This is a genomic window from Streptomyces venetus (assembly GCF_039540295.1).
Classification (GTDB): Bacteria; Actinomycetota; Actinomycetes; order Streptomycetales; family Streptomycetaceae; genus Streptomyces; species Streptomyces venetus.
The window spans coordinates 631,502-649,341 of the sequence record NZ_BAABET010000001.1; the positions used below are offsets into that span (position 1 = coordinate 631,502).

Annotated in this window: 15 protein-coding genes; 9 read left to right on the forward strand and 6 right to left on the reverse strand. The window is 72.0% G+C overall.

The window, feature by feature from the left end; translation table 11 throughout:
• Window positions 1-96 precede the first annotated feature (96 nt).
• The gene (locus tag ABEA82_RS02760; RefSeq protein ID WP_425588468.1) at window positions 97-2,079 is read right to left on the reverse strand and encodes a serine/threonine-protein kinase; all 1,983 of its coding nucleotides are present in this window, start codon (window positions 2,077-2,079) and stop codon (window positions 97-99) included.
• A 243-nt stretch (window positions 2,080-2,322) separates the two neighbouring features.
• On the opposite strand from ABEA82_RS02760, the gene ABEA82_RS02765 reads away from it, so the two are divergent.
• Window positions 2,323-3,087, forward strand: a complete 765-nt coding sequence (locus ABEA82_RS02765; RefSeq protein WP_345659700.1) for a hypothetical protein — start codon at window positions 2,323-2,325, stop codon at window positions 3,085-3,087.
• 140 nt (window positions 3,088-3,227) lie between these two features.
• On the opposite strand, the gene ABEA82_RS02770 is transcribed toward ABEA82_RS02765, so the two are convergent.
• Window positions 3,228-3,809: a biotin transporter BioY gene (locus ABEA82_RS02770; RefSeq protein WP_345659701.1), complete on the reverse strand. Its 582-nt coding sequence runs from the start codon at window positions 3,807-3,809 to the stop codon at window positions 3,228-3,230.
• A 450-nt stretch (window positions 3,810-4,259) separates the two neighbouring features.
• Between ABEA82_RS02770 and ABEA82_RS02775 the strand changes: the two genes are divergently transcribed.
• The 7 genes from ABEA82_RS02775 to ABEA82_RS02805 all read left to right on the forward strand — a co-directional run bounded on the left by ABEA82_RS02775 (window position 4,260) and on the right by ABEA82_RS02805 (window position 12,079).
• Window positions 4,260-5,459, forward strand: a complete 1,200-nt coding sequence (locus tag ABEA82_RS02775) for an ROK family transcriptional regulator (protein ID WP_345659702.1) — start codon at window positions 4,260-4,262, stop codon at window positions 5,457-5,459.
• 233 nt (window positions 5,460-5,692) lie between these two features.
• Entirely contained in the window at window positions 5,693-6,748 is a 1,056-nt protein-coding gene (locus tag ABEA82_RS02780; RefSeq protein ID WP_345659703.1) for an ABC transporter substrate-binding protein, read from the forward strand.
• A complete protein-coding gene (locus tag ABEA82_RS02785; protein WP_345659704.1) occupies window positions 6,745-7,608 on the forward strand; it encodes an ABC transporter permease in 864 nt (287 codons plus the stop codon). Before ABEA82_RS02780 ends, ABEA82_RS02785 begins: the two co-directional genes overlap by 4 nt.
• The gene (locus ABEA82_RS02790; protein ID WP_345659705.1) at window positions 7,584-8,318 is read left to right on the forward strand and encodes an ABC transporter ATP-binding protein; all 735 of its coding nucleotides are present in this window, start codon (window positions 7,584-7,586) and stop codon (window positions 8,316-8,318) included. The genes ABEA82_RS02785 and ABEA82_RS02790 overlap by 25 nt, the downstream gene beginning before the upstream one ends.
• The gene (locus tag ABEA82_RS02795) at window positions 8,315-9,658 is read left to right on the forward strand and encodes an LLM class flavin-dependent oxidoreductase (RefSeq protein ID WP_345659706.1); all 1,344 of its coding nucleotides are present in this window, start codon (window positions 8,315-8,317) and stop codon (window positions 9,656-9,658) included. The genes ABEA82_RS02790 and ABEA82_RS02795 overlap by 4 nt, the downstream gene beginning before the upstream one ends.
• A gap of 17 nt (window positions 9,659-9,675) precedes the next feature.
• The gene (locus tag ABEA82_RS02800; protein ID WP_345659707.1) at window positions 9,676-10,569 is read left to right on the forward strand and encodes a TauD/TfdA dioxygenase family protein; all 894 of its coding nucleotides are present in this window, start codon (window positions 9,676-9,678) and stop codon (window positions 10,567-10,569) included.
• Window positions 10,570-10,690: 121 nt separating this feature from the next.
• On the forward strand, window positions 10,691-12,079 hold the full coding sequence (locus tag ABEA82_RS02805; RefSeq protein ID WP_345659708.1) for an amino acid permease: 1,389 nt from the start codon (window positions 10,691-10,693) through the stop codon (window positions 12,077-12,079).
• On the opposite strand, the gene ABEA82_RS02810 is transcribed toward ABEA82_RS02805, so the two are convergent.
• Window positions 12,080-14,266 (reverse strand): tetratricopeptide repeat protein, encoded by a 2,187-nt coding sequence (locus tag ABEA82_RS02810; protein ID WP_345659709.1) that lies wholly within the window; start codon window positions 14,264-14,266, stop codon window positions 12,080-12,082. It lies immediately after the preceding gene.
• The gene (locus ABEA82_RS02815; protein WP_345659710.1) at window positions 14,263-14,682 is read right to left on the reverse strand and encodes a hypothetical protein; all 420 of its coding nucleotides are present in this window, start codon (window positions 14,680-14,682) and stop codon (window positions 14,263-14,265) included. The genes ABEA82_RS02810 and ABEA82_RS02815 overlap by 4 nt, the downstream gene beginning before the upstream one ends.
• A 159-nt stretch (window positions 14,683-14,841) precedes the next feature.
• Between ABEA82_RS02815 and ABEA82_RS02820 the strand changes: the two genes are divergently transcribed.
• A complete protein-coding gene (locus tag ABEA82_RS02820) occupies window positions 14,842-15,489 on the forward strand; it encodes a superoxide dismutase (protein WP_345659711.1) in 648 nt (215 codons plus the stop codon).
• 154 nt (window positions 15,490-15,643) lie between these two features.
• On the opposite strand, the gene ABEA82_RS02825 is transcribed toward ABEA82_RS02820, so the two are convergent.
• Together ABEA82_RS02825 and ABEA82_RS02830 are read right to left on the reverse strand one after the other, a co-directional pair.
• A complete protein-coding gene (locus tag ABEA82_RS02825; protein WP_345659712.1) occupies window positions 15,644-16,267 on the reverse strand; it encodes a histidine phosphatase family protein in 624 nt (207 codons plus the stop codon).
• Window positions 16,264-17,745 carry an FGGY-family carbohydrate kinase gene (locus ABEA82_RS02830; RefSeq protein ID WP_345659713.1) on the reverse strand — a complete coding sequence of 494 codons (1,482 nt, stop codon included), beginning with the start codon at window positions 17,743-17,745 and terminating at the stop codon, window positions 16,264-16,266. The genes ABEA82_RS02825 and ABEA82_RS02830 overlap by 4 nt, the downstream gene beginning before the upstream one ends.
• Between the last annotated feature and the right edge of the window lie 95 nt (window positions 17,746-17,840).

A 17,840-nucleotide genomic window follows, 5' to 3' on the forward strand; every position in this document is an offset into this window, starting at 1 on the left:
GGCGCATGCCCTCGGTTCGCGGGGCCTGCGGTGCGCGTCCTTCCAGGACCCGCACCGCAGGCCCCCTCCTTTTTCCCGCTCTTTCCCGAGCGGTCCCTACAGCACGGTGAAGCTGTCCTTCACCCGCTCGTAGGTGGCCAAAGCAGCCGTTTCGATGCTCGACTCGTACCAGGTGTTGACCTGGTAGGACTTGCCGCCGACGTTGAAGCCGAGCAGACGGGCGTGCCAGCCGACGCCCTTCAGCGTGAACGTGTACTCCCAGACCACCGCCGGGTGGCCGCGGAACGTCGTCTCCTCCAGGCGGATCTTGCGGTAGTCCTCGCCCTGGTGGGCGTTGCGCTCCGAGGTCTGCCAGGTCTCCAGCAGGTCGCCACGCGCCAGCGACGACTTGCCGACCAGTTCCTGCGCGCCGTCCGGGGAGGTGTAGTGCACCTCCGCGCCCGTCTTCACGTCCCTGCGCCAGCCGTCCGGTGTCGACCAGGCGAACCCGCCGGCCTCCCGGTGCGCGCCGGGCGGCAGGCTTCGGGGCCTGGTGGTGCCCTCGACGGTGGGTGAGGGGGCGGGGGTGGGGCCCGTGGTGGGCGGGGCAGACGCCGAGGAGCCTGCGCGGGGCTCGCCGTCGCCCGGTGGGCCCGACTGCGCCGCCAGCAGGATCCCCACGACGGCACCGGCTGTCGCGACCGTGGCCGCCACGGCGGCGAGCACCGTACGGCGGTGGCCCGCGCGGGGGCGGGTGGCGGCCGGGGCGGCCGGGCCCGGGAGTTCACCCGGCGGCATCGCAGGGGGCGTGGGGTGGGGGCGGCCCTCGGTCGCCGCCCGGGCCCGGGCGAGGGAGACGGGGCTGGGACCGTGGTGCGCAGGGGCGGGGCCAGTTGACGGGTGGGTGCTCGGCTGGGCTTTCGCCGCGGGTCCGATGGGTGTCGCGGGGATGGGCGGTGCTGCTGTGCCCGGCGTGAGCGTGGGGGTGGGTGCAGCGTGCTCGGGCTGCTGGGGTGGTGCCGCTCCGGGGGCGGGGGCCGGGCGGCGGGGGTCCTGTGGGCCCGGTCGCCGAGGGGACTGTGGCGCCGCGGCATGGTCCCGGGCCGGTTCGTACGACGGCCGTGCCTCCGGGCCGGGCTCCGGTTCCGGCTCCCCGTCCCGTGACGGGTCCGGCGTCGGCCTCAGCGCTGGACCTGGACCTGGATTTGCACTTGGACCTGGCCTTGGCTCCGGTGCCGGTGCCGGTGCCGGTGCCGGTCCCGGCATCGTCGCCGGCGGCTCCGGGAACGCCACCGGTTCCAGGGCCGTTTCCAGGTCCTCCAAGCCAGGGCGGGTCGACGGGTCCTTCGCCAGGAGGGCGGTGAGGATGCCGCGCAACGGGCCCGACGCGGCGGGGAGTTCGGGCTCCTCGTACAGCACCGCGTGCAGGGTCGCCAGCGTGGTCTCACGGGCGAAGGGGGAACGGCCGCCGAGGGCCGCGCAGAGCGTGGCGCCGAGGGACCAGACGTCGGAGGGCGGGCCCTGCGGGTGGCCGGAGATGCGCTCGGGCGCCATGTAGTCGGGCGAGCCGACCAGCATGCCGACCATGGTGAGCGCCTTGGCGTCCTGGATCGCGGCGATGCCGAAGTCCGTGAGGACGACTCGCCGTTCAGCAGGACGGGGGCCCGGGCCCTGGCCGGATACCAGGCCTCTGACCCGTCGGGATCCGGCCGCCCCTCCCCCGTTCTCGACCAGCACGTTCCCGGGCTTGATGTCCCGGTGCAGCACTCCCCCCGCGTGGACCTGCCGCAGCGCCGCGACCAGCCCGAGCCCGATCCGCGCCGTCTCGCGGGGGCTCAGCGGGCCCTCCTGCGCGAGGATCCGTTCGAGGGAGCGGCCGGCGACCAACTCCATGACGATCCACAGGCGTTCGCCTTCGTCGACCACGTCGTAGACCCGTACGACGTTGGGGTGGTCGATCCGGGCCGTGGCCCTGGCCTCGCGCAGGGTGCGTTCACGGCGCGTCCCGCTGTCCTCCGCGTCCAGGCCGTCGATACGCATTTCCTTGACGGCGACCTGCCGGTCGAGTATTTCGTCGGCGGCTCGCCACACCCGTCCCATTCCCCCCTGGCCGATACTTTCGACCAGCCGATAGCGCCCCGTCACCAATATCCCTGGAACACCGCCACTGTTCGCATTCCCCGGCAATCCGCTGCACCCCCTCCACGACGCCGCGACCGGCTCCCAGTGAAACACAACGGTCACACTTCGTGCCGTACCAGGATAGTGCGGGGAAATCTTGTGGTACCTCTTTCAGTGCTGCGAATTCAGGCGCAGTCCAGGGGGACGCAAGGGGGGACGAACATGAGTTCTCGTCGTACGGTGGCGGTCGCGGGATCGCTGGTGGCCGCATCTTTCTCGGCACTGGTGATCTTTTCCGGAACCGCCGGAGCGGAAGACGAAGGGCCCGCGAGCGGCAAGGGAGGAAAGGCCGTTGACGAGGCGCCTGCGGGGGTGAAGCTGACCACGCTGCTGCCCAGGAGGATCTCGGTCGACAACAGCTCCGAAAAGACGTCGCTCACCGCCACGGTGAAGAACGAGGGGAGCAAGGACAGCGGGAAGATCAGGCTTTTGGTCGTCGGTTTCGACGGACTCACCGTCAAGAACGTCCAGGGCTGCTCGACTATAGCCGAGAACAATCTTCCGGAGGGATCGAACAGCGGTTTCAGCTGCCCGATCGACAATCTCGCCGCCGGTAAGTCGAAGTCGTACGCCGTCGACGCGACATACGACCTGGGCAAGACCGGGAAGATCTGCCTGCCCGTCCAGACGAGCGACGGGAAGAAGACCTTCTGGCAGCAGGGCCCGGTGCCGTTCGGCACGACCAACCCGTCGCCGGACGCTCCGGCGACGCCCCTGCTGCTCGGCACCGACAACGAGCCCGTCTCTCCCGACAAGCCCAAGTCACCGGACCGCGAGGAACTGCCGAAGACCGGTAAGGAACTGCCGAGGACCGGTCCGGCCCGTGACCTGCTGCCGCTGGGCGCGGCCGGCGCCTCGCTGCTCGCGGCGGGCGCGGCCGGAATGTGGTGGTCGCAGCGGCGGCGGCCGGCGCGGCAGGAGGGCTGATTCGGCCCTCGGTGGTCTGAGCCCACACATGTTCTGAGCACACACATGTTCTGGCCCAGACCTGTTCTGAGCACACGCGAGAGGCCCGCCGGGGAAGCTCTCCCCGGCGGGCCTCGGCGACGTCTTCGACGTCCGCGACGTCAGCGCTTGTTCGCGAACTTCCAGGCCGTCGGCAGGGCTCCCATGGCCAGCGCCGCCTTCAGCACGTCGCCGATCAGGAACGGCGTGAGCCCGGCCGCGATCGCGGCGGCGGCGGACATGCCGGTGGCGAGGGCCAGGTAGGGCACGCCGATGGCGTAGATGATCGCCTCGCCCACCAGCATCGTGCCCGCCATGCGCAGCATCGAGCGGTCGGCGCCGCGGCGGGCCAGGGCGCCCACCACGGTGGAGGCCAGGATCATGCCGAGGATGTAGCCGAACGACGGCGCGACACCGGAGGTGGCGGACGCGAACCACGGCATGCCGGCGAGGCCGGCCACGGCGTACAGCGCGAGCGAGAGGAAGCCGCGGCCGGCGCCGAGGGCCGTGCCGACGAGCAGCGCGGCGAAGGTCTGTCCGGTCACCGGCACCGGGGAGCCCGGGACGGGCACGGCGATCTGGGCGGCGATGCCGGTGAGCGCGGCGCCGCCGAGCACGAGGGCCGCGTCCCGGACACGGGAGGCGGGGAGCAGGTCGGCGAGGACCTGTCCGGTGCGGGCGGGTGTGGCGGCAGCGGTGCTCATGGGGACTCCGCGAGGGTGAGGGCCGATGGGACACCGTGACGCTATCCCAGCGTCCCCGCCCCGATCACCGTCAGCGATCGACAAAGGCGCGAACCGGCTGTTGGTCGGCTCCGGACAAAGAGTGGGCCGTACACCGAGCGCGGCGTGACGCCAGTCACGGTGGTGAGGTGGCGTCCGGCACGGGAGCCCGGCCGTGGGGCAACTGTCGGTTCCCGCCAAAGGCGCCGGGCCCGCCGTCTCGCCCGTCGGTCACCGTCTGGGCAGCCCCGGGCCGTTTTGCTAGCGTCGCGGACATGGTTGCCCAGGCCCGGTACTTCTCGTCGCGTCGCTACGTCGACCTGCGGCGCCAGGGCACGGCCACCTGTCGCCGCCCGGTGTGAGGCGGGGCGGAGCGGATCCGGCTCGCCGATCGAGACGGCGCAGTGTCGGACCGGCCCCAGGAAGACTCCCATGCCTCGTACCGCGGCTCCCCTTCTGACGTCCCCCATTCCCCGTGTCGCCGACAGCGACCGGCGCCGCACCAGCGCCAGTGTCGTCCTGCGGTCCGTGCTGGAGCACGGGCCGGTCGCGCGCAGCACCATAGCCCGGCTGACCGGCCTGTCGCCGGCGTCGGTGACCGACTACTGTGCCCGCTTCGCCGAGTTGGGGCTCATCCGCGAGTCCGCCGTGCCGCGCCGGTCCCGGGGCGTGGGGCGACCGCATCTGCCGGTCGACCTGGACGACTCCCGGTTCGTGGTCGGCGGAGTGCACGTGGCGGTGCCGTACACCACGGTCGCGCTGCTGGATCTGCGCGGGCGGGTGGTGGCCCGGCGCGAGGTGAAACACGGACGCACCGAGCCCGCGGAGGTGCTGGCCCGGGCCGCCGACGGGCTGCGGGCGCTGCTCGCCGGGGCTCCCGGCAGCACGGCGCTGGGCGTCGGTTTCGCGGCGGGCGGCTGGGTGGACCGGGACTCGGGCACCGTCGTCGAGCATCCCCTGCTGGGCTGGCGCGAGGTGCCGGTGCGGGAGGTGCTCGGCGGGCACACCGGGCTGCCGGTCCATGTGGACGGGCACGCGCGGGCGCTGGTCAACGCGGAGCGCCTGTTCGGCGGGGCGCGGAGCAGCCGCAGCGTGCTGCACCTGTTCGCGGGCAACGTGGTGGACGCGGCGTTCGCCACCCACGACGAGGTGCACCACGGGCCGCGCTCGCAGGCGGGGGCCATCGCCCATCTGCCGGTGCCGGGCGGCACGGAGAGCTGCGACTGCGGCCGGGTGGGCTGCCTCCAGGCCGAGTTGAGCGAGCGGACGCTGTGCCGGCAGGCCCGCGAGGCGGGGGTCGTCGACGGAGTGAACCCGATGCACGTGGTCGGCGCCGCCGCGGCCGGTGACCCGGTGGCCGTACGGCTGTTGCTGGAGCGGTCCCGGAGGGTCGGGCGTGCGGTGGGGCTGCTGCTCGACGTGCTCAATCCGGAACGGGTGGTCGTGACGGAGATCGGGATCATGTACCGGGAGGACTGCCTGACCGCGTTGCGCGAAGAGGTCGAAGCCGGCCGCGCCGCGACCGTGTCACCGACCAGTTTCCCGGATTCCGTCCTGGCCGTGGCGGGTGGTTCGGTGGCGCTCGACGTGCTCTATCGCGATCCGCTGGGCGCGTCACCTGAGGTCATTTAATTCAGAAACTCGGAATGTTGACAGGAGTCGTGCATGGCCGGGAACATCCTGTTCATGACCCCGCTCACGAGCTGTCGCACTCTCTGTTGCTGACCCGTTGACGCGCCCCCGGCGCCCGTTCACGGAGCGCCTTCTCCTTCCCGTGTGAAATTCATGTGAATTCCCCTGCCCGGCTTTTGCCTGCCCGGAATTCCGTGTGCTGTTCCGCCCTTCCATACCCAGGGAGTCCTCCCATGCCCTCGTCCCCCGTGCCCGGTGTCGACCGGCGTCTGTTCCTGACCTCACTGCTCGGCGCGACGGCCGCCGCGGCCGGACTGAGCGGCTGCGCGGACAACAGCGCCGCGGCCGAGGCGGCGTCCGACGCTCCGCTGGCCTCCAAGGTTCCCGCCGGTACGAGCCTGAAGATCGCCTCGTTCCAGAACGCGCAGCAACTCCAGTTCAAGCTGGCCGGGTTCCACGATCTGCCGTTCAAGGTGTCCAACTGGCTGAACATCGGCGCGGGCCCCGATGTCATCAACGCTTTCCGCGCGAAGTCGCTGGAGGTCGCCAACAACGCGGGTGTTCCGCCGATCCAGGCGCACTTCCAGGGCTTCGACGCGAAGATCGTCGCGATCAACATCACCCGCAAGCCCAACTATCTCTTCGCCACCAAGCCCGGCAGCGACATCCGCTCGGTCGCCGACTTCAAGGGCAAGCGGCTGGCCTTCTCCCAGGGGCAGGCCCAGGGCGTGGTGCTGCTGCGGGCGCTGAAGAAGGCCGGGCTGGCGTACGACGACGTGGAGCTGGTGCCGTTGACCAGCAACCAGTTCCTCACCGCCCTGCAGTCCGGGCAGGTGGACATCGCCCCGCTCGGCAACACGCAGGCGCCCGCGTACCTGGCGCAGTACAAGTCCGCCCGGACCATCACGACGGACGTGGTGGACCTGCTCAACCTGCTGTGGGCGCCGGTCTCGGTGCTGAACGACAAGGCGAAGGCCGCCGCGATCGCCGCGTACATCCCGTACTGGGCGAAGGGCCAGGTGTGGACGTACGAGCACCCCGACGAGTGGAACGAGCAGTTCTACGTCGGGACGCAGAACCTGACCCTGGCCCAGGCGAAGGGGATCACCGAGCTGGCCAACAAGCCGCTGTTCCCGCCGCGCTGGGACGAGGCGATCGAGTGGGAGCAGGAGACCGCCGATCTGCTCGCGGAGGGCGGCTTCGTGAAGAAGTTCGACGTCTCCGGGCTCTTCGACCACCGATTCGAGTCCATCGCGGCGAAGGCCGTACCCGCGGAGTACCGGAGGTGACCGCCGTGACCACCACAACGCACACGACCACGACCGCCGCCGCACCGCTCGCCGCCGCCGAGGAGACGCGCCAGGTGCGCAGGCGCCGGCGGCTGGCCCCGGGCAGGCGGCTGCCCGCCACCCGGCTCATCGGGCCCGCCGTCGTCCTCGCCCTGTGGGTCGTCGCCTCCGCGGCCGGACTGCTCGACCCGGGCGCGATCCCGGCGCCCTGGACGGTGCTGGAGACGGGCAGCCGGCTGTGGGGCGCGGGCACGCTGCCGGACGACATCCTGACCTCGTTGCAGCGCGCGGCCACCGGCTTCGCCATCGGCCTGACCGTGGGGATCGTGCTCGCGCTGGCGTCCGGGCTCACCCGGACCGGCGAGGCGCTGATCGACGGCACGGTCAACCTCAACCGGGCTATCCCCACCCTGGGTCTGATCCCGCTGTTCATCCTCTGGCTGGGCATCGGCGAGACCTTCAAGATCGCGATCATCGCGATCGTCGTCTACATCCCGATCTACCTCAACACGCATGCCGCGCTGTCCGGTATCGACAGCCGTTTCGTCGAACTCGCCGAGGTGCAGGGTCTGTCGAAGCTCCAGTTCATCCGGCAGGTCGTCATCCCCGGCGCGCTGCCCGGCTTCTTCGTCGGGCTGCGGCTCGGCGTGACCGGCTCCTGGCTGGGCCTGGTGGTGCTGGAGCAGATCAACGCCACCAGCGGCCTCGGCTACATGATGTTCCAGGCGCAGAACTACGGCCAGACGGACGTCATCCTCGTCGGCCTGGTCGTCTACGGCATCTTCGGCCTCATCTCCGACAGCGCGGTCCGCATCGTCGAACGGAGGGTGCTGTCATGGCGCCGCACACTGAGCAGCTGACCCGCCCGGCCGTCCAACTGCGCGGCCTGACCCGGTCGTTCGACGGGCGTACGGTCCTCGACGGCATCGACCTCGATCTGCCCGCCGGGCAGCTGACGGCCCTGCTCGGGCACAGCGGCTCCGGCAAGAGCACCCTGCTGCGGGCGATCGCCGGACTCGACCACGGCGTGACGGGGAGCGGGCAGCTGACCGCGCCCGAGCGGGTGTCGGTGGTCTTCCAGGACTCCCGGCTGCTGCCCTGGCGGCGGGTGCTCCCCAACGTCCTGCTCGGTCTGGACGGCAAGGACGCCGAGCGACGGGGCCGTGAGGCCCTGGAGGAGGTGGGGCTGAAGGGCCGCGAGCGGGCCTGGCCGGGCGAGCTGTCCGGCGGGGAGGCCCAGCGTGCCGCCCTGGCCCGATCCCTGGTGCGTGAGCCGGAACTGCTGCTGGCCGACGAGCCGTTCGGGGCGCTGGACGCGCTCACCCGGATCCGGATGCACGGTCTGCTCAGGGAGCTGTGGGAGCGCCACCGGCCCTCGGTGCTGCTGGTCACCCACGACGTGGACGAGGCGATCGTGCTGGCCGACCGGGTGCTCGTCCTGGAGAAGGGCCGGATCGGCCTCGACCTCACGATCGACCGCGCGCACCCCCGGTCGTATCGCGACCCCCTGCTCGGCGAGTACCGGGAGCGGTTGCTGGCCGCGCTCGGTGTCACGGAGGACCATCGATGACCGGCAGACAGCTGCACCTCAACGCGTTCCTGATGACCACCGGCCACCACGAGGCGTCGTGGCGGCTGCCGGAGAGCGACCCGTACGCCCACGTGGACCTGGCCCACTACGTGCGGCTCGCCCGGATCGCCGAGCGCGGCACCTTCGACTCGCTGTTCCTCGCCGACGGCCCGCAACTGTGGAGCAGTGTGGCCCAGCGGCCTGCCGGGGCACTGGAGCCGATCACGCTGCTGACCGCCCTGGCGACGGCCACCGAGCACATCGGCCTGATCGCCACGGCCTCCACCTCGTACAACTCGCCCTACAACCTGGCCCGCAAGTTCGCCACGCTGGACCACATCAGCGGTGGCCGGGCGGGCTGGAACATCGTCACCACCGCCGGTGCGGAGGCCGCCCGCAACTTCGGCCTGGACGCCGAGCCGGCACACGCCGAGCGGTACGCGCGGGCCGCCGAGTTCGTCGACGTGGCGCTGAAGCTGTGGGACAGCTGGGAGGACGACACGATCGTCGCCGACAAGGCGGCGGGCGTGTGGGGCGACGACGCGAAGATCCACCCGCCCCGGCACAAGGGCCGCTACTTCAGCGTCGAGGGGGCGCTCAACGTGCCCCGCACGCCCCAGGGTTACCCCTTGCTCGTGCAGGCCGGCTCCTCCGAGGACGGCAAGCGGTTCGCCGCGCGGTACGCGGAGGCGGTGTTCACCGCCCAGCAGACCGTCGAGGACGCGCGGGCCTTCTACACCGACCTCAAGTCCCGCACGGTCGCGGCCGGCCGCGACGCCGACCACATCAAGGTGCTGCCGGGCATCGTCCCGGTGATCGGCTCGACGGAGGCCGAGGCACGGGCGAACGAACAGGTCCTGGAGGACCACATCGTGCACACGCACGGAGTGAACCACCTGGAGCGGCTGCTGCAACTGGCTCCGGGGACCCTGGATCTGGACGGTCCGCTCCCCTCCGACCTGCCGCCGGAGAGCGCCGTCGAGGGCGCCAAGAGCCGCTACACGCTCGTCGTCGAGCTGGCCCGGCGCGACCGGCTCACCGTGCGGCAGCTGATCGGGCGGCTCGGCGGCGGGCGCGGGCACCTCACCTTCGCCGGGACGCCCGAGCAGGTCGCCGACACGATCGAGCTGTGGTTCGGCTCGGGCGCCGCCGACGGCTTCAACATCATGCCCGCCGTGCTGCCGTCCGGCCTGGAGGCCTTCGTCGAGCACGTCGTCCCGATCCTGCGCGCCCGGGGCCTGCTCCGCACCGAGTACGGCAGCCCCCGCCGGACCCTGCGGGAGCGCTACGGCCTCCCGCGCCCCGCCAACCAGCACGTCGTCACCCCCGCTCTCGTCTGATACGGAAGGAACCCGTCATGGCCATCGAGATCCACAAGGTCACCGCGAACATCGGCGCCCGCGTCGAGGGCGTCGACATCACCCGTCCCCTCGACGAGGAGACGTACAGCGCCCTGCGTGAGGCGCTCAACACCCACAAGGCCCTGGTCTTCGACGCGGAGGGCCTCGACGACGCGGGCCAGCAGGCCTTCGCACGCCACTTCGGCGACATCACCACCGCCCATCCGACGGTGTCCGCCGTGGACGGCGCCCCGAACGTGCTGCCCGTCGACAGCGAGCGGGGCCGGGCCGCCAACCACTGGCACACCGACGTCACCTTCGTCCTCAACCCGCCGCAGGCCAGCACCCTGCGCAGCATCACGGTCCCGCCGTACGGCGGCGAGACGCTGATCGCCAGCTCGGCCGCCGCCTACCGGAACCTGCCGGAGCCGCTGCGCCACCTCGCCGACACCCTGTGGGCCGAGCACACCAACGACTACGACTACGCCGTCGCGGACGAGGACGTCGACGAGGAGCAGGCCGCCCGGCGCGCCCAGTTCACCTCGATCAAGTACCGCACGGTCCACCCGGTGGTCCGCGTCCATCCGCTGACCGGCGAGCGCGGGCTGTTCATCGGCGGTTTCGCACAGCGGATCGTGGGCCTGTCGCCGGGCGAGTCGCGCAAGATCCTCGACCTGCTCCAGGCGTACGTCACCCGGCCGGAGAACCTCTTGCGCCATCGCTGGTCGCCGAACCAGCTCGTCCTGTTCGACAACCGCATCACCCAGCACTACGCCGTCGACAACTACGACGGCCTGCCCCGCCGCCTGCACCGGGTCACGGTCGCGGGGGACATCCCCGTCGGGATCGAGGGTAAGGAGAGCTACGTCATCGAGGGCGACGCCTCGCACTACACGCCGGTCGCCGCGTAGCCACGGAGAGCTACACGGCCGTCCATATGCTGGGATGCCTCTTCGTCTCGACGGGGAGGCATCCGACACTGTCGGCGTTTTTGCCCATCCACGCCTCTCACGCATTGGACGAGCCGCGCCCATGCCCAGCAGCACCACCACGGAGACGTCTCCCAGCAGGGACGACGTCTCCCTCTCCCATGGCCTGAAGCAGCGCCACCTGTCGATGATCGCCCTCGGTGGTGTGATCGGCGCCGGTCTGTTCGTCGGCTCCGGGGCCGGCATCGCCGCCGCCGGTCCGTCGATCGTGGTCGCCTACGCCCTCTCCGGTCTCCTCGTGATGCTGGTGATGCGGATGCTCGGCGAGATGTCGGCCGCGTATCCGTCGTCGGGGTCGTTCTCGGCGCACGCGGAGCGGGCGATCGGCCCCTGGGCCGGGTTCACCGCCGGGTGGTCCTTCTGGGTCCTGCTCTGCACGGCCGTCGGCCTGGAGGGCATCGGCGCCGCGAAGATCGTCAGCGGCTGGCTGCCGGGCACCCCGGAGTGGGTGTGGGTGGCGCTGTTCATGGTCGTCTTCTGCGGTACGAACCTCGCGGCCGTGAAGAACTTCGGGGAGTTCGAGTTCTGGTTCGCGGCCCTGAAGGTCGGCGCGATCACCCTGTTCCTGGTGCTCGGCGTCCTGGCGATCGCCGGCGTCCTGCCCGGCACGGACTCGCCGGGCGCGAGCCACCTCGACGACTTCCTGCCGAACGGCGGCGAGGGCCTGGTCATCGGCCTGCTCGCCTCGGTCTTCGCCTACGGCGGCCTGGAGACGGTCACCATCGCGGCGGCCGAGTCGGAGAACCCCGTCAAGGGCGTGGCGAGCGCGGTCCGTACGGCGATGTGGCGCATCGCGCTGTTCTACGTCGGCTCGATGGCCGTCATCGTCACGCTCGTCCCCTGGGACTCCAAGGAGGTCGTCGAGAAGGGCCCGTACGTCGCCGCCCTCGACGAGCTCGGCATCCCGGGCGCCGGGCAGCTGATGAACGTGGTCGTGCTGGTGGCCCTGCTGTCCGCCATGAACGCCAACGTCTACGGCGCCTCCCGCATCGCCTACTCGCTGGTGGGCCGCGGCCAGGGCCCGAAGGTGCTGGGCCGGGTCTCGGGCGGGGTGCCGCGGATCGCCGTCCTGGCGTCCTCGGTCTTCGGCTTCCTGTGCGTGCTGCTCAGCTACTGGCGGCCGAACGACGTGTTCGCCTGGCTGCTGAACATGATCGGCGCGGTGATCCTGGTCGTCTGGATCTTCATCGCCGTGTCCCAGCTGCGCCTGCGCCGCCGCCTGGACCGCGAGGCCCCCGAGAAGCTCGTGGTCCGCATGTGGGCGTTCCCCTGGCTGACCTGGATCGCGCTGGCCGGCATGGCCACGATCTTCGTCCTGATGGCCCGGGAGCCGGACACCCGGGTGCAGCTGTACTCGACGGGCGGCATGACGCTGGCGCTGGCGGCCGTGGGGTACGCCTGGCAGAAGGCGCGGGCGAGGGCCCAGGGCTGATCAGCCCCGGGCCTCGGCCTGCCAGGCGGCGACCCAGGCCCGGTCGTGTTCGGCGAACGGGTGCTCGTGGCCGAGCACCCGCGCCCGGCGTTCGGACAGCTCCTTCATCATCCGGACGGCCTCGTCGATCCTGCCCAGACCGTGGGTGATCCGGGCGGTGAGGGAGGTGGCCGACAAGGTGAGGGGATGGTCCGGGCCCTGGAGCCGGTTCCGGTCGGCCAGCACCTGGCGGGCCATGGGTTCGGCCTCCTCATGGCGGCCGAACTCGAACAGGCCGCCGGCGTAGTCGTGCCGGGCCAGCACCGTCGTGGGATGGTCCGGCCCCAGGGCCCGCTCGCAGGCCTCGACGAGGGCGAGGCCCTCCTCGGCGAACTCCCGTTCCTTGCCGAGCTGGGGCAGGATCTCGATCAGCCCGCACCAGATGAACAGGGCCTCCGCGCTGTCCACCCCCAGCGTCCGCCGATAGCCGTCCAGCGCCCGCCTGCCCCAGCTTTCGGCCTCCTCGTCCCGGTCGAGCAGATCGAGCGCCTGGGAGAGCGCGGCACAGCTGTGCAGCGTGTCCACGTCCTCGGCGCCCAGCAGGGTCTCCCGGCGTTCCAGCACCCCGCGGTGCAGGGCCTCGGCCTCGGCGAACCGCCCCATCCGGAACAGGGCCGTGCCCTGGAGGTGCTGGGCGTTCAGCACCAGCCTGTGCTCAGCGCCCAGGACGCCCCGCACGGCTTCGACGACCGTGGGCGCGAGCGCCAGCGCCGCCGCGTAGTCCCCCGAGTCGTAGACCTGCCGCAGCACCCGCACCCCGAGGGTCGCGGTCCGTTCGTCCGCGGCCACCGCGAGCAGTCTCGTCGCGTGCGGGGCCAGCAGCGCGAGCCGGCTGCGACTCTCGGGAGAGTCGGCACCCTCCTCGGGCAGGGCGGCCTCCAGGAGGGAAGCCGCCGCTTCCGCGACGGCCGGCCGCCGGTCGTCCGGCACTCCCGCGGCGACGCTGTCGAGCAGCACTCCGTGGGCCCGTACGCAGCGCACCCCCTCCACGGTGACCAGTTCGGTCAGGGAATGGTCGATCAGCCCCTTCAGCGCCGGTTCCAACCGCTGTGCCCGAAGGGCGGGTTCCAGTCCGTCGAGGGTCACCTCCGCGCGGGCCACCGGCAGCAGCACGCTCAACGGCAAGGGATCCGCGGCCAGGAACGACAGCAGCCGCAGGAGCGTCGCCGCCTCGGGAAGCCCTTGTCCGGCCAGCGCGTCCAGCGACAGCTGCCAGGTCCGGCCCACCAGCTGGCGGGACTGGCTGCCGCCCCGCCCGGCCGCGCCCTGGTCGACGATCACCGTCGACTCCTCGCCGAGCTTGCGGTCGTACTCGTCCATGGACCACGACTCCAGAAGTTGGTGGGCAAGGTGGGACCCGGCGAGTGTGAGCGCGAGCGGCAGGCGCCCGAGGCGCTCGGCGACCTTCCGTGCCGACTCCACGTCGCCCGCCTCCGGCGCCAGGTCGCACAGCACCTGGGCCGCCTCCTCCAACGGCAGGAGGCCCAGGGCATGCCGGTGCACGCCCGGTCCCCGCCACAGCGGCGACGTGGCGTGGCGGGTCGTGACCAGCACCGTGCCGCGACCGCTGGGCCGGAGCCACGCACCGTTCTCCAGGACCGTCGGATCGTCGGCGTTGTCGAGGACGAGGAGCCAGGGGTCGGCGGAGTGGTCGAGGTAGTGCCAGACGAGGTCGGCGGCAGCGCGCCGGCCCGCCGCGGCAGCCGCGAGCTCACCGGCCTCCGCACCACGGTCTCCGGCCACGGCCAGCATCCCGGCGCGCAGGGACATCAGCTCGGACGCGTTGACCCAGAAGCCGACGCGGCCGTGCTCGCGCACCGCCTCGTCGAAGAGCCAGTACGCCAGCGCGGTCTTGCCGCAGCCGCCCATGCCGTACACCACGTGGATGTCGCCGCCGGGGCCGGCGACGGCCGCGCCGAGCGTCTCGCGGAGTTGTTCACGGTCGCGCAGGATGCCCGGTGGCCGGCCGACCAACGGCATCCGCACGGAGTCGGGGGCGGCCTGCCCGGCCCCCGCCGAGGCCACGACCTCCCGCCCGAAGAGCGGCCCGCCGGCGCCGTAGTGATGGTGGTGCTCCTCGATGTACTGGTCACCCGACGTCTGGAAGATTCGCCCCTGCCCCGAGGCCCGGGCGCCGAGTTCGCTCATCGTTCGGTGATGTGCTGGTCGCGGCCGGCCTGGTAGACCCGGCCGCTGCCGGAGGCCTCGGCGCGCAGCCGGACCTTCACCGTCGAGTGCGCCGGGGGGAGCTCGGGGTCCAACTCGGCGAGGATCCGCCGGAGTTCGTCGGCGACCTCGGGCCGGGCCACCAGGAGGCGGCGCAGCCTCGCCTGCCATTCGGCGGTGAGTTCGGCCTCGGTGTCGGTGTCTCCCGACTCGCGGGCGAGCAGCAGGTCCTCGCGGGTGGCCTCGAGTTCACCGCCCACGGTCTCGGCCCGATCGGGCTGGAAGCGCCGCCAGAGGGTGAGAACTCCCTCGCGGGTGGACTCCCAGGCCTGGCCGGCCATCAGCGTCACCATCGTCGTACCCGCTGTTCTGGCGAGTTCGGCCATCTCCGGACCCACGGCATCCCCCTGTCGCGTTCCTACCGATGGTAGGTCGCGTCCTCCGGGCCTGCCGAACGCATTCACCCAACGCTTTCGACCCTCCCACCTCCGACGCCTTGATGCTGCTAGCCTGCACTTGCAAGTGACTTGCAATAAGAGGTTCGAAGGGGTCCTGTCATGCCCGTCTACACGCTGCCCGAGCTCCCGTACGACTACTCCACGCTCGCCCCCGTGATCAGCCCCGAGATCATCGAGCTGCACCACGACAAGCACCACGCGGCCTATGTGAAAGGGGCCAACGACACGCTGGAGCAGTTGGCCGAGGCGCGGGACAAGGAGAGCTGGGGGGCGATCAACGGGCTGGAGAAGAATCTGGCGTTCCATCTCTCCGGGCACATCCTGCACAGCATCTACTGGCAGAACATGACCGGCCCGAAGGACGGCGGCGGGGAGCCGCTGGCGCAGGACGGGGTGGGTGAGCTCGCGGACGCGATCAGCGAGTCGTTCGGGTCGTTCGCGAACTTCAAGGCGCAGCTGACCAAGGCGTCCGCGACCACGCAGGGGTCCGGCTGGGGCGTGCTCGCCTATGAGCCGCTGAGCGGGCGGCTGATCGTGGAGCAGGTCTACGACCACCAGGGCAACGTCGGCCAGGGCTCGACGCCGATCCTGGTCTTCGACGCCTGGGAGCACGCCTTCTACCTGCAGTACAAGAACCAGAAGGTCGACTTCATCGAGGCGATGTGGCAGGTCGTCAACTGGCAGGACGTGGCCCGGCGTCACGCGGCCGCGAAGTCCCGGGCGGACGTGTTGCTGCTGGCCCCCTGAGGCCGCTCGGAGCGTCCTGCCTCGTGATCGTCTTCTCACCCTTCACGGCGGCAGGCGGAAAGAGGGAGGCCCCCGCGAGGACGTGACTCGCGGGGGCTTTCCCGTGTGCGGGCCACGGCTTGCGGCCCAGGCCGCCGCGCTGGGCCCCGCCGGGCTACGGCGCGTCCGGCTCGCACGGCACATTGAGGGAGAGGAGTGCGGCGGAACCGTCGGGGTTCATGCGCAGTTCGCTGATCGCCGCGTTCCGCAGCCGTGGGAGCACCCTGCGGTACTCCCGGACGGGGATCGACAGCAGGGTGCACAGCACGAGGCGCAGCAGGGTGTTGTGGGCGACGACCAGGACGCGTCCGCCGGGATGCTCGGCGGCGATCTCCCGCAGGGCACGGATCGCCCGGGCCGCCGCGGCCGACGGGTCCTCGGCTCCGGGGAAGGAATGGGCCACCGGGTCGGCGCGGTAGGCGGCGGCCCACTCCGGGTCCTCCGTCTCGAACTCGGCGAGCGTACGGCCCTCGACCACGCCGAAGTCGCACTCGCGCAGGTCCGGTTCGATCCGCGGGGTGAGCCCCAGGGCGCGGCAGGCGGGGTCGGCGGTGGCGACGGCCCGGGACAGCGGGGACGTCCGGATCGCGTCCACGGGGTGGGCGGCGGCCCAGCGGCCGAGGGCCTCGGCCTGGGCGCGGCCGGTGTCGGTGAGAGCGATGTCGCTGACGCCGGCGTACCGGTTCTCGGCGTGCCAGACGGTCTGCCCGTGCCGGGCCAGCAGGAGGGTGGTGGTCATGATTCCCCAGTGTCCCTGCGCAGACGGCTCCGCGCGTGTTGCGCCACGGGTCCGGGCAGCCAGCCGCGTTCCCGGAGGGCGTCGACGAGCCGGGCGTACGGCTCCGCGTAACGGGCCGTGCGTCCGGGGCGCGGTTCGACGACCGTGCGGAGGCGGACCATGCGCTCGGCGACGTCCGCCAGCGTTCGGGCCTCCGACGCCCCGTACGCGGCCAACGCGGCCATGCCCAGGGCCGGTTCGGTCTGCTCGGGGACACGGGCCGGGCGGCCCAGGATGTCGGTGCGGAGCTGGTTCCAGTACGGGCTGCGGGCGCCGCCGCCGGTGAAGGTGAGCGGGCCGTCGAGGGGCGCGCCGAGGTGGTGCAGGTAGTCCAGGCACAGGCGTTCCGCGAAGCCGACGCCCTGGAGGAGCGCGGCCCACAGGTCGGCGTCGTCCGTGGGTTCACCGAGGACGAGTCGCGTCGCCTCCGGCGCCCGGAACGGGAACCGCTCCCCCGCGGACACCAGCGGGTACGCGACCGCCCGGGACGGTTCGAAGGCCGCGGCCCGCTCGTCCATCGCGGCGGGGTCGGCGTCCGGGAACCGTGCCGTGAGGGCTCCGGCGCCCACGCTCGACGCCCCGCCGGGCAGCCAGGTGCCGTCCGGGGCACGGTGGTTGTAGACCACGCCGGTGGGGTCCCGGACGGGGTCGCGGGCGGCGCCCTTCAGCACCAGCGTGGTGCCGAGCACCGAGTTCCAGGAGCCGGGGCGCAGCGCGCCCGAGGCGATCTGGGCCGCGCAGCCGTCCGTCATCCCGGCGAACACCGGGGTGCCGGCGGGGATACCGGTGGCGTCCGCCGCAGCCGCGCACACCTCGCCGAGGCGCGTGCCGGGGCGTACGACATCGGGCAGGAGGCGTTCGGGGACGCCGAGTTGGGCCAGCGCCGCCTCCGGCCACGCCTCGCCCCGCAGGTCGTAGCCGGTCTTGAGGGCGTGGCTGGAGTCGGCCGGGGGCACCTCGCCGATGAGGCGGCTGATGATCAGGTCGGGCTGGTGGGCGAGGCGCAGGCCCGGGCCGTACTCCCCCAGCAGCCACAGCGCCTTCGGCAGCGCCCAGGTGTCCTGGACCGCGAGCCCCGCCTCCCGGGCCCGGACCGCCTCCTTCGCCGCGCGTCCGTCGTCGTACATCAGCGCGGGGCTCACCGGCCGTCCCGAACCGTCCGTCAGCAGCACCGTGCCGGACGTGCCGCAGACCGCGAGACCGCCGATCGGCAGGCCGGAGGGCGCGCAGGCGAGGGCCGCCCGGGACGCCGTGCGCAGCGCCGCCCACCAGCGCACCGGGTCCTGCTCGTGCCGCACACCGTCCCGCCGCCCGGACAGCGGGGCCGAGCCGCTGCCCAGCACCGTGCCGTCGGCGGTGACGAGCAGCACGCGGACGCCCTGCGTGCCCAGGTCGACGCCCAGCCAGCCCACACCTTCGCCGGCACCCTCGTCCACCATCCGGAACCTCCCACGCCGTCGCAGCCGGATCTGTGAACTTCTCACTGTGCCCCGATATTTTCCCGTGCGCGAGGGATTGACGCCCAACTTCAGCC